The sequence below is a fragment of the Streptococcus parasanguinis genome (assembly GCF_001578955.1).
GTDB classification, from domain to species: domain Bacteria; phylum Bacillota; class Bacilli; order Lactobacillales; family Streptococcaceae; genus Streptococcus; species Streptococcus parasanguinis_U.
The window spans coordinates 248,488-260,868 of record NZ_KQ969690.1 but is presented as its reverse complement, the minus strand read 5'-3'; the positions used below and the strand labels follow the sequence as shown (position 1 = coordinate 260,868).

Genomic DNA, 12,381 nt, shown 5'->3' with positions numbered 1-12,381 from the left:
GGTTGTGTTCCCAAATGGCATCTTCGATCAAGACATCTCCACCAGTCATGGCTGCCCCAATCATAAAGGTTCCAGCTTCGATGCGGTCTTGCACAACATTGTGGTCTGCACCATGCAACTTCTCAACACCGACAATAGTCAAAGTCTCAGTTCCTGCCCCCTTGACGTTAGTTCCCATTTTATTCAGCAAGAGAGCTAGGTCAACAATTTCAGGTTCCCGAGCTGCATTTTCAATCACAGTGACTCCATCTGCCAAGGTTGCGGCCATCATAATATTTTGTGTCGCACCTACTGATGGGAAGTCCATATAGATATGTGCTCCCTTGAGACGATCTGCTTTTGCTTCAATATAGCCAGCTGTTTGGGTAATTTCAGCCCCCATGGCTTCCAGACCTTTGAGATGGAGGTCTATTGGACGACTACCGATCGTACAGCCTCCAGGCATGGAAACCTTGGCATGGCCATTGCGTGCCAAGACAGGACCCAAGACAACGATAGAGGCCCGCATCTTGCTCACATACTTATAAGGCGCTTCCTCTGATAATTTTTCTTGCGCATCTACGACAACCGTATTTTCTTCTTCATTGAAGGTCACTTGTGCATTCAAGCCACGAACGACATTGTTCATTGTGAAGACATCTGATAAAACAGGGACGTTTTTTAAGGTCGTCACGCCCTCACTTGCAAGGACTGTTGCAGCAAGAAGCGGAAGGACAGCGTTTTTTGCTCCTTCGATTTTGACAGTTCCAACTAGTCGATTATTTCCACCATTAACGATTATTTTTTCCATACAGGATTGTTCTCCAATTTCTTAAAGTCACGACTTCTATCATACCATATTTTTGATAAAATGTGGCTAGAATTGGCCAATAAAAATCTGCCGACTCATCTCATACACGCTGATAAAAAATGAGCTGGCTAGATAGCCGATTCCAATGCTGAGCATCAAGATCAAAAAACGGATTTTAACAGCATTTTCAGTACTTACTTTTAAAAACTTTTCCCATTGAACTAGGTTCAACAATAGGTAATAGGCAAAAAAGATAAACAATAAATGGCTTGAAAAGTTAAAAATCATTTGGATCATACAGCTATTATACCATATTTGATTCTCACATTCTTCTTTTGATTCTCACTCAACAAAAATAAGGCGAGGACAAGACCTCTACCTTATTTTTTAATATGTTATAAACGATTTCCGACATTAATCCGGTTAATGGCGCGTTGAAGAGCAATTTTAGCACGACGTTCCATATCAACCGAATGCTGATCTTTGGCTTCTTCAATCGCTTTTTCAGCTCGCAGTTTGGCACGTTCTGCACGACTAATGTCGATATCTCGAGCACGTTCGGCAGAATCGGCAACAATGGTAATGAGATTACCTGCTACTTCGATAATCCCCCCATTGACTGCAATCCAATCAATATGTTTGTCATCGTCGACACGACGAACCTTTACTTGGTCTACAGCCAAAACCGCAATGGTATTGATATGATGAGGTAAAATCCCTAATTCACCATCAATTGTCTTGACAGATACAAATGCGGCATGATGATCATAAACCAGTCCATCCGGTGTAACGATTTGGACGTTCATTTGACTCATCTTTCACCTCTTCTTAGAATCCCATTTTTTCAGCTTTGGCAATCACATCTTCGATCGATCCAACACCACGGAAGGCATCTTCAGGAAGATGGTCATATTTTCCGTCCAAGATTTCTTTAAAACCACGAACAGTTTCTGCAACAGGTACGTATGAACCAGGTTGACCGGTAAATTGTTCCGCAACGTTGAAGTTTTGTGACAAGAAGAATTGGATCCGGCGAGCACGAGCAACCAAGGTCTTTTCTTCGTCAGACAATTCATCCATCCCCAAGATAGCAATGATATCTTGCAATTCATGGTAACGCTGAAGGACACGTTTGACCTCAGATGCTACTGCATAGTGTTCTTCTCCTACGATTTCTGGAGAAAGGGCACGTGAGCTTGATGCCAATGGGTCCACCGCAGGGTAGATCCCCAATTGTACCAATTTACGTTCCAAGTTGGTTGTTGAATCCAAGTGGGCAAAGGCGGTTGCTGGCGCTGGGTCTGTATAGTCATCGGCTGGCACATAGATGGCTTGGATGGATGTAACAGAACCTTTCTTGGTTGACGTAATCCGTTCTTGCAATTGCCCCATTTCAGTTGCCAAAGTAGGTTGGTAACCAACGGCTGATGGCATCCGTCCCAAAAGGGCTGATACTTCAGATCCGGCTTGGGTGAAACGGAAGATATTGTCGATAAACAAGAGAACGTCCTGACCTTCGACATCACGGAAGTATTCCGCAATGGTCAAACCAGTCAAAGCAACACGCATCCGTGCTCCAGGTGGCTCATTCATTTGTCCAAAGACCATGGCTGTTTTTTCAATAACGCCAGATTCTTTCATTTCCCAGTAAAGGTCATTCCCTTCACGTGTCCGTTCCCCAACACCGGTAAATACAGAAATCCCACCGTGTTCTTGGGCAATATTATGGATTAATTCTTGAATCAAGACGGTCTTCCCAACTCCGGCACCACCGAAGAGTCCGACCTTCCCACCTTTCAAATAAGGGGCTAAGAGGTCAATAACCTTGATCCCTGTTTCAAGAATTTCTTCTGAAGTAGAGAGCTCGTCAAAGGATGGAGCTTTTTTGTGGATGGAGTCACGAGGAGCATCCTCAGCAAAAGGTTGATCCAAGTCAATGGTATCTCCAAGAACATTGAAGACACGTCCCAAGGTTTCTTTTCCGACAGGAACAGAGATTGGACGACCAGTGTCCAAGACTTCCATTCCACGTGTTAAACCATCAGTTGATTCCATGGCAATGGTCCGTACGACCCCATCACCAAGTTCCAAAGCTACTTCAAGAACGACTTTTGATTTTTGTTGGTCATTTTTATAGACTACAAGCGCATTATTGATCTCAGGAAGTTTATCTCCAACGGAAAAGGCAACGTCTACGACGGGACCTACGACCTGAGAAATTTTGCCTAAACTCATGTCATTCTCCTATTCTAAGTAATTTCTACTGCTCAAAAGTTCTCTTTCAAGCATCTGTTTTTGTATTTAAAATTGTATCCGACAACTATTCAAGGGCGCTAGCACCCGCAACGATTTCGGTAATTTCTTGTGTAATCGCTGCTTGACGAGCACGGTTGTATTGAATCGTTAATTCATCAATGACTTTCTTGGCATTGTCTGTTGCAGTTTGCATGGCCATCATCCCAGCAGCATTTTCAGCTGTTTTAGCATCAATAATGGCACCATAGATCATGCTTTCAGCAAATTGAGGAAGCAATTGATCCAAAATGGCATCTCGACTAGATTCCAATTCTAGATTCAATACATAGTCCTCATCCGCTTCATTTGGGTCCAAATCAATAATTGGAAGCATTTGTTCCACCCGCATTTGACTCGTCAAACTGTTGACGTGGTGGTTGTAACAGACGTACAACTCATCAAACAAGCCTTCCTGATACATTTGGACTGTTTTCGAAATGATCGTACGAACTTCCTTAAAGCTAGGTTGATCAGGCAAACCACGCAATTCATAAACCGGCTGAATCCCACGGGCACGGAAGAAATCCGCACCGACACTTCCAATACAGATCACTTCAAAGTCATCTCCAGTTGGATGGTATTCTGCCTTCATTTCCATCATGGTTTTAAGGATGGAGGCATTGTAGCCTCCGACCAAACCACGATCGGATGTAATGACGATATAAGCTGTCTTTTTTACCGGCCGACTCACCAACATGGGATGGGACTTAGCATTTTCTGTTTCATGTCCATGGAGCAAGTCTGTTAATAACTTACGTACCTTAGCGGCATAAACCTGAAAATCCTTGGCTGCTTGCTCAGATTTTCCGAGTTTAGCAGCAGACACCATCTGCATGGCATTGGTAATTTGACTAGTATTTTTAGTGGATGCAATTTTATTTTTTATATCATTTAATGAAACTGCCATCTTCCACTCCTATTTCTATTTGAAATTTGACTGGTTGACAAATTCTGTAAGGGCTGCATCCAGTTCTTCTTCTGCTGGAAGATCATGTGTTGAACGAATCGTCTCAAAGATTTGATTATAATGTGCTTCAAAGTAATCAAACAACTCTTCTTGGAAACGAAGAATGTCGTCTACTGGAACACTATCTAAGAAACCATGAGTCAAGGCATACAAGATCACGACTTGTTTTTCAACTGTCAATGGTTCATGAACGGGTTGTTTCAAGACTTCAACTGTTCGGCGACCACGGTTCAATTTCGCTTGAGTCGCAGCATCCAAGTCACTACCAAATTTCGTGAAGGCTTCCAATTCACGGTAGGAAGCAAGGTCGATACGAAGGGTACCTGCAACTTTCTTCATAGCCTTGATTTGGGCAGCTCCCCCTACACGAGATACAGAAGAACCCGCATCAATGGCTGGACGAATACCAGCATTGAACAAACTATCTTGCAAGAAGATTTGTCCGTCTGTGATCGAAATCACGTTAGTTGCGATATAAGCAGAAATATCTCCTGCTTGGGTTTCAATGATTGGAAGAGCTGTAATAGAGCCCCCACCCAATTCATCCGAAACTTTCGCTGAACGTTCCAACAAACGGCTGTGGAGATAGAAGACATCCCCTGGGAAAGCTTCACGTCCTGGTGGACGACGGAGAAGAAGGGACAATTCACGGTAGGCTACGGCTTGTTTTGACAAATCATCATAGACGATCAAAACATGTTTACCGTTATACATGAACTCTTCTGCCATAGCAACCCCAGCATAAGGTGCCAAATAAAGCAATGGAGACGGTTGAGAAGCCGAAGCGGTTACCACAATCGTATAATCCATAGCTCCGTATTTACGGAGAGTTTCTACTTGCGTACGAACTGTTGATTCTTTTTGACCAATCGCCACATAGATACAGATCATATCTTGACCCTTTTGGTTCAAGATGGTATCGATGGCAATCGAAGTTTTCCCTGTTTGACGGTCCCCGATGATCAATTCCCGTTGACCGCGTCCGATTGGAACAAGGGCATCAATAGCTTTCAAACCAGTTTGTAGGGGTTCTGAGACAGATTTCCGTTGCATAACACCAGGAGCTGGTGTTTCAACTGGACGGAATTTATCTGTCACAATCTCACCCAAACCATCTACTGGTTGGCCAAGTGGGTTGACAACACGACCAATCAAGGCATCCCCTGCAGGGACTTCCATGATTTTACCTGTACGACGGACAGAGTCTCCTTCACGAATATCCGTAAAATCACCCAAGATGATGATCCCGACATCCGTTGTTTCTAAGTTTTGGGCCATCCCGTATGAGCCATTTTCAAAGATCAACAACTCACCACTCATGGCATTTTCAAGCCCATGAGCGCGGGCAATCCCGTCACCAATGTAGGTTACAACACCTGTCTCAGTGACGTCAAAGTTTGGCTTGAAATTTTCAATTTGTTGCTTAATTAAAGCGCTGATTTCTTGTGCGTTAATCGCCAAAATTCACACCACTTTCTATTTCAATTTAGATTTTATAACTTGCAATTGGTGTTTGAGACTGGTATCCAATGTTTTATGATTGGCTGTCACGACAAAGCCACCAATTAAATCTGGATCGATCTTTTGTTGGATCGAGCGAACTTGAATCCCAAATTTTCTTTCGATAATGGGTACTAGCTTTTGCTCTTGAACAGGATCCAAACCAGCAACTGTCGTAACAGTGACGACAAATGCGTTGCTCAACAGTTGAATCTGATCCAAACAAATCGTTACAATGTCATAAAATAAGGCTTCACGATGATTGAGAATAACCACTTTAATCAAATGGTCGAGTAATTGTGAATCAGAGGGTTGAAAAAGTCTTAGACTTTTTGCTTTCTCTTCATCCTCTACACCGATATGAGCTAAGAAGTTAGCAAGTCCAGTCTCCTCAAAAATGCCCTTGATTTGGGTCAATTTTTCAAAGACAAGATCTTGTTCTCCTTTTTCAAAGACCAATTGAACAAAAGGCTGGGTATATTTCTCAATCACCATCAGTTGCTTTTTGTCCATTAGGCTTCTCCTAATTCATCAAGATAGCGATCGATCAGTTGGCGTTGACCTTCAGCATCCAGCTGTTGACTCAACAATTTGCTGGCAAGATTGACAGTGAGATCTGCCACATCGCCTTTGATACTGTTCAATGCTTCTTCTTTGTTATGCGCAATTTCTTGTTGCGCTTTTTCTTTCAAACGTACTGCTTCTTGAGTGGCTTCTGAAAGGATCTGAGATTTGTTCTTTTCTGCAGTTTCCTTTGCATTTTCGACAATAGACGCAGCTTCTTTGCGGCTACCTGCCAACTCTTCTTCACGTTTACTTGCTAGTTCCTCAGCTTTTTGACGAGCTGATTCTGCTCCATCAATATCATCTGTAATCTTTTTGGCACGCGCTTCTAAAATTCCATTGATATTGTTCCATGCAAATTTCTTTATTAAAAAGATTAATAATAGGAAGGAACCAGCAATGAGAATAAAGTTACCAATAATTTCACTCATTGATACATGCATTCTTCTACTCCTCCTCTACTTACTCTTCACCATTAATTTTCTTACCAATATAGATTGATGACAACATGGTAAACACATAGGCTTGGATACATGAAATAAAAATTGAAAATGCAGTCCATGCCATGCTACCAATAAAGGCAAATGGATACCAATAGAAAGCTTGGTGTGATAAGTTCACGAGCAAGCTTGCTAATACCTCACCCGCAAAGATATTTCCGAAGATCCGAAGTGCCAAGGAGGCAAAGTTCGTTAATTCTTCCAAAATATTCATGGGGGTCATAAATCCAGGTGTCACAAAAGCCTTTAAATATTCCTTCACACCACGTCGGCGAATTCCTTCTACATGGGCGATTAAGGTGATCAAAAATGAAAAGGCAAAGTCATAACCCAGGTTAGCGGTTGGTGATGTCCACAAATTGTAACCATTGGTCGTTTCGATTTTAGCCATCAATCCAATGTTATTGGCCACTAAAAGAAATAGGAAAAGAACAAACAAGAACAAGGAATAGTCCTTTATATAATGTTCCCCAATATTTCCTTTGGTGAAGCCTACGACAAAGTCATATGCGTATTCCAGCACATTTTGTTTGCCCTTTGGTCGGATCGTCATTTTACGGCTGGCCCAATAAATAAAGCCAAAAACCACCAAAACAGCAATCAAGGTCATAGCAAGTAGGGTCAAATTAAAAGTTACAGGTCCAAGAGTTATCGTTGGAGTGATACTTTCTTCCAAGTTTTGACACCTCCTTTTCTAAAATAGAAGTGCTTATTTGATAATGAAGGCCATAACCAAGGTTACGAAGAAAGTACCTTCGACAAAGGCAACACCAAGAATCAAGAGGCTACGCAATTGACCAATAATTTCTGGTTGACGAGACGCAGATTTCAATAGGCTGCTCATCATCAAACCTTCTGCCAGTGATACACCAAAGCAGGCTAAACAAAGACCTAAAAATGTTAAATTCATGATGAATTCTCCTTTTATAAATTTTACCTCCTTAGTTTACTCCTAAAAGATATAATAGTCAAATATTTCCTAGAAAAGAAAGCGTTTTTGTTAAATTACGTTATTTTTTTAATATGATAATTTTTCCGACCTACGATTGATTCCTTTTAATTTTTAGACACTTTGTCCACCTCTATTCATTTTTTCTTCTAAAAAACTCTCACCTGCTCAGCAGATGAGAGAATTCGATTATTTAAAGATAGACGTTTTGAAACTGTCTGTTTGTTGCAGCAATTTCTTAAAGACTTTTTCTTTCAGTGCAACCGTATTGTCAAATTTGACAGAACCGTTACTTAGAGTAGCCTTATCTTTATCCACTGCTTCAGCAAATGCACGTTTCAAGTCTTCATAGCTATTGTATGTCTTCCCATCGATGTCAATAGCCTGCATTCCATTTTTGGCACTGGTTACCACTTCATTGAAGTAAGCTTTCTTCCAATCTTCAAGGGTACTGAATCTTCCATCAGAAATCTTCTGAATGACGAAGTCATCTCCTAGAGTGGCAAGTCCAGCTTGTTTAGACTCTTGTTTATACTTGTTTGAAGCATAACCCAGGAATCCTTTTTCATAGCCATAATAGCCCCAAATTCTGAAGGTATTGTGTTTGAAGGACATGGCTCCAGGAGCCCCTTCACTAGTGTTCCCACCATAGATACCTGTCATCATCGGCACAGTCACATAGGCTGAACCAAAGTCAGACGGATTATAGACGCCATTTCCAGGACCACGATTGGTCATGAAGTTGTTGGTGATGAGGTCATCTACTGTGTTTAAAGCAATCGCTTTTTCCTCATCACTCAAAGCTCGAACCTTATCGAATTGATTCTTGGTGTTAGCTCCTCGGTATTGTTTATCAACCTTCTTGAACCAAGCATTGTTTAAGTCCTTACTATGTTTGTCCAATACAGCTTCTCCTTCAAGATAATCCAGAAGCATGAGCGTATCGTTATAACCTTTCATGTAGCGATCAATCTCATCACGTGATTGAAGATCGTTTGGATTGGTATTGTACCATTGATTGCCATCGTTAGGACGTTCATAGGCCATGTTGAGCCCTAAGGCTTTGTATTCCCCATTTGGATTGGATACAGATGGTGTTTGGAGCATTCCTTGGGCAAAGGCTTCAATATCTGTTCCTTCGCGGTGTCTCCAACCACCTAAGTAAACCATACGGTCATTGACGTGCGTCGTTTCGTGCGTGAAGGCAGAAACGCCAAAGTCACTGATCATATCGGTCACCATGAAGAAGACAGAGTCATCTTTATATGGATTTCCATAAATTCGCGCCACAGCCCCCATGCGCCAATCTGTCGCATGGTAACGATCGGTTGGACCATACAATTCACGAATTGGAGCGACATCTTTGCCACTATTTGTATGTCCATAACGATCTGTACTGATGCCCTTATAGTTTTGGTTATCAAGGACAGGGGTCGGCACCATATTGTTGCTCTTCAGGAGCTGATTGCGAACCTTATCCGTTGCGAGACGTGACCAGAAATCCAGATAATTTTGTTGCCCTTTAGCGACTTTATCAATTTCCGCCTTGAAGGCATTTCGTTCCGCTTCCGTATTCTTACCATATTTCTCGAAGGAACTATAAGCCAATGTATTGTAGGTTGAAATCAAGAACATATGGGCATCTTTTAAGTTCAAGAGTGGCAAGATCATTTTACCGTGAACATCATTGTTTAAGCCCTCATAGGCTCTATGCTTAGCAGATGCGAACGCTGGATTGGTCGTCTCAGGCTCCACAATATAGACATTGTCTTTAGTTGCTTTGATGAACCAATCATTCAAGTCTGTCTCTTTTGTGAAGAGCTCCATATTGTACTTCAGGAAGTCATTTAGGTTCCCAGAAAGAGTCGATTTAGCAACGACTTCCCGGAAAGCATCGTGGGTACGAGTCCCTTTGATGTAGTCTTCTTTTGAGCCAATTTCAATCAAGCGGTCTAAAACATCGACATTCTTCCCATAGAAGTCTGGCTTGAACAACATGAGCTGCTTAAGATTGACATCATCGAACTTCACTCCGTAATAGCGATTGAGGTAAGAAAGCCCCAAAAGAACAGCAGCCTTGTTGTCCTCAATCTTCTTAATGAGCGCTCGTTTGGCAGCCTCATCTGTATTTAATTGATGATCTTGGTTTTCAACCAGTTGTTTTACAAAGTGAGTCAGATTGTCCTTGACTTCTTGGAAGCTCTCCTCGAGGTAAAGGTTCTTAATGGCATTGACTTTGTTAGGACCTGTTCGACCTAAGTGTGTGTAGATAGGATCTGATTGTAATTCTACAGAGCTTAATTTTTCAACGATCGCATGAATGAGATCGCTCCGGTCCTTATCCACCATATTCGTCGTGTAGACAACTTCACCGAGCTCCGCTACGCTGTACTCTTTGACTTGTTTGACTTTAGACTCTTTCGGTGAAATGCTAAAGATATCTTTTGTCTTATCCGAGTAATGGATCAGAATGTGGTCGGCATCCGCCAGTTCTGTTACAAAATCATTACCCTTCATGGCCGTCACAGACAAGACTTCCTTGGTCAAGAGAGGACTAGTCGCAGCCAATTTATTTCCTTGATCGACAATCCACTCTTTGTTGTAGAATGGTTGCAGTTTAGCAATATTGCGGTAAGCTATCTCACGAGTCGCATCATAAGCAGTGATTGCCTTGTATTGATCGTCTTTGTTAACAAGGTTATTGAGTTTATCTTCAACAGGTTTCGTGCTTTCAAATTTATCAGCAGTAATCCCCATTGCTTCAATTTTCTGCTCAGCTTCTGCAAGGGAAATGCTAGAGATTTTACGAGAGTTGTTATAGGTTTTCTTACCTTCACTCACGCCTTCCACGCTGTAATTGCGCTTGGTTCTTGAATAGGTGAAGTAATCAACTGCATCGATATCTGAGTGTCCGAAGACCATCTCACCAGTTTTGACTTTCATCATGGTGATGTTGTCTTCAATAGCCCCCAAGGCCCAGTTGGTCCCTAGTAAGCCACCAGATTGGACCGCTTCTTTCAGTTCAATCGAGCCTTTAGCAACTGAATTTCTAAGGACTCCTTCTTTACCTACTGTATGGTTATTTGCTCCATTTTGAGAGGAATAAACTAAACCTGCAGCTTTGGCTTTGTTCCCAGTGATTTCAGCATCAACATAAGCTTTTTCAACAACACCTTTCCAGTTCTCGCCAACAACACCCGCTAGATAGCCACCTTTGTTACCAGCAGCGTGCAATTTACCGATAAAGGCAACATTGCTGACCTTCCCACTGCCATCAATTTTATTGATGATCCCTGCTACGTCATTGTTCCCGACAACACTTCCTGTTACTTTAACATTCTCGACAGTTGCATTGTTTTTAATAACATTGGCAATTGGAGCCACTCGATCAACTCCAGGTAAGTCAATCGCAACATTTTCAAGCAAGAGATTCTTAACCGAACCACCTTCGATGTTTCCAAACAATGGTCTGGTAATATTATGAATGGCAAATTTATTTCCATCCGTACTTTCCAAAATTCCCTTGAAGGCATTGGTTACATAGGATTTTCCTGCTGGCTGGACATTGGCCGCATTCATATTGCTACCCAGTTTAAAGGTACCAGTCGGATTGGCTTGCATGGCTTTTATAAGTTCGTTGAAATTGTAGTAGACATCACCTTCATGTGCTTTGGGTTTTGCAATATAGTGGATATAGTCCTCACTAAACTGGCTGTCCGCAGTCCGTTGGATAAGATCAGGAGCTTTGGCTGTTACTTTGTAGAGGGTCGTGCCATCTACCGTCACTTCTTCTATTTTATCAACGGCCAGTTTTGTGACCTTATTATCGTGGGTGGTGACCTTTAAGTAGTAAGGCTTCACATCTAATGGTGTTTCAGACAAGAGGCTGCTATCTGTTTCAAGACCTTGGTCATCCACGCTAATCAGACTGGTTTCCTTGATGTTTTTGATTTCAACTTTTTTAAGATCAATTCTCAGAGGTTCTTCCTTGAGAACTTCTTCTTCATCCCCATTTCCACGGTCATAGACCATAGTCGTTGCGAGCGTATAATCCTTGTAGTAGTCTAAGTCCGCTAGGGCAGCTGCTAAGTCCGTCTCTGAAAGGGCGAAAGTTTTCACAACTTGATCACCCTTCTTCAATACAGCCTGGATGGACTTGATGGTCACACCATCTGGTTTTTCCAAACGATAAGTAGCTTTAGCACTGCGCTTCAATTCTTCCTTATCGACCTGGGTCAAAGTCAAGGTTGGCTTGTCAAGTTCTTTGGTCCCTTTTTGAATGATCCGATCTTGAGCTTGTTCAACTACTTCCTCCGTAACCGTTGGGGCATCCGCCGTTTTAACTCCCTTGATGGTCTTGTAGACCTTGGTGATTTTCTTCTTCCCATTCTTACCGGCTTGAGAAACCCTTTCAGTTCCTTTTAGCAAGGTGGCATCTTGTTCGGTTACCGTCTTAAATGGAATTTCTTCAAAAGCAACTTCCTCTTTTTGGCCTTCAATCGCCTTGGTCCCACGACTAATTTTTTCTGTCACAGGAGCTTTGACCGTTTCAGTGGTCGTACTGAGAGGCTCTCCAATCTTCTCACCATTAACCGTCTTATAAACACGACGAATCTCCTGGCTACCAGCCTCTCCTTTTTGAAGGAGGCTTTCTTCATCGGTGTAACGATTGGCGTCCGTTACATACTCTGTTTCATATGGAAGGATTACCGTTTCTGTCTCTGTTACCGTCCCTTCCGTAACTTGATAGGTTGGGTTCTCCGGTTGAATAGGAGCTTCGCCGACATGGCCTTCTTCCTGTGTTCCCTTGGCTTCC

General features: G+C 42.2%; 11 protein-coding genes. All 11 read right to left on the bottom strand.

Annotated elements, in window-relative coordinates; translation table 11 throughout:
- Window positions 1–790: UDP-N-acetylglucosamine 1-carboxyvinyltransferase (locus SPADD19_RS12585; protein ID WP_241496474.1), on the bottom strand; the 790-nt coding region annotated here is incomplete at its 3' end.
- 66 nt (window positions 791–856) lie between these two features.
- The gene (locus tag SPADD19_RS05080; protein ID WP_013903322.1) at window positions 857–1,087 is read right to left on the bottom strand and encodes a DUF1146 family protein; all 231 of its coding nucleotides are present in this window, start codon (window positions 1,085–1,087) and stop codon (window positions 857–859) included.
- 98 nt (window positions 1,088–1,185) lie between these two features.
- On the bottom strand, window positions 1,186–1,605 hold the full coding sequence (locus SPADD19_RS05075; protein WP_049486330.1) for a F0F1 ATP synthase subunit epsilon: 420 nt from the start codon (window positions 1,603–1,605) through the stop codon (window positions 1,186–1,188).
- 13 nt (window positions 1,606–1,618) lie between these two features.
- Entirely contained in the window at window positions 1,619–3,025 is a 1,407-nt protein-coding gene (gene atpD, locus SPADD19_RS05070) for a F0F1 ATP synthase subunit beta (RefSeq protein ID WP_013903321.1), read from the bottom strand.
- Window positions 3,026–3,110: 85 nt separating this feature from the next.
- Complete coding sequence (locus tag SPADD19_RS05065) at window positions 3,111–3,992, bottom strand: F0F1 ATP synthase subunit gamma (RefSeq protein ID WP_003017744.1); 882 nt, start codon at window positions 3,990–3,992, stop codon at window positions 3,111–3,113.
- Between the two features lie 15 nt (window positions 3,993–4,007).
- Entirely contained in the window at window positions 4,008–5,513 is a 1,506-nt protein-coding gene (gene atpA / locus SPADD19_RS05060) for a F0F1 ATP synthase subunit alpha (protein WP_003006447.1), read from the bottom strand.
- A gap of 15 nt (window positions 5,514–5,528) precedes the next feature.
- Complete coding sequence (locus SPADD19_RS05055) at window positions 5,529–6,065, bottom strand: F0F1 ATP synthase subunit delta (RefSeq protein ID WP_061455429.1); 537 nt, start codon at window positions 6,063–6,065, stop codon at window positions 5,529–5,531.
- Entirely contained in the window at window positions 6,065–6,559 is a 495-nt protein-coding gene (atpF, locus tag SPADD19_RS05050; protein ID WP_004219970.1) for a F0F1 ATP synthase subunit B, read from the bottom strand. Before atpF ends, SPADD19_RS05055 begins: the two co-directional genes overlap by 1 nt.
- Window positions 6,560–6,578: 19 nt before the next feature.
- On the bottom strand, window positions 6,579–7,292 hold the full coding sequence (atpB, locus tag SPADD19_RS05045) for a F0F1 ATP synthase subunit A (RefSeq protein ID WP_004219958.1): 714 nt from the start codon (window positions 7,290–7,292) through the stop codon (window positions 6,579–6,581).
- A gap of 33 nt (window positions 7,293–7,325) precedes the next feature.
- Window positions 7,326–7,526, bottom strand: a complete 201-nt coding sequence (locus tag SPADD19_RS05040; RefSeq protein ID WP_003006433.1) for a F0F1 ATP synthase subunit C — start codon at window positions 7,524–7,526, stop codon at window positions 7,326–7,328.
- A 228-nt stretch (window positions 7,527–7,754) separates the two neighbouring features.
- Window positions 7,755–12,381, bottom strand: a 4,627-nt coding sequence (locus SPADD19_RS05035) for a ZmpA/ZmpB/ZmpC family metallo-endopeptidase (protein ID WP_164905846.1), incomplete at its 5' end; no start/stop codon positions are given.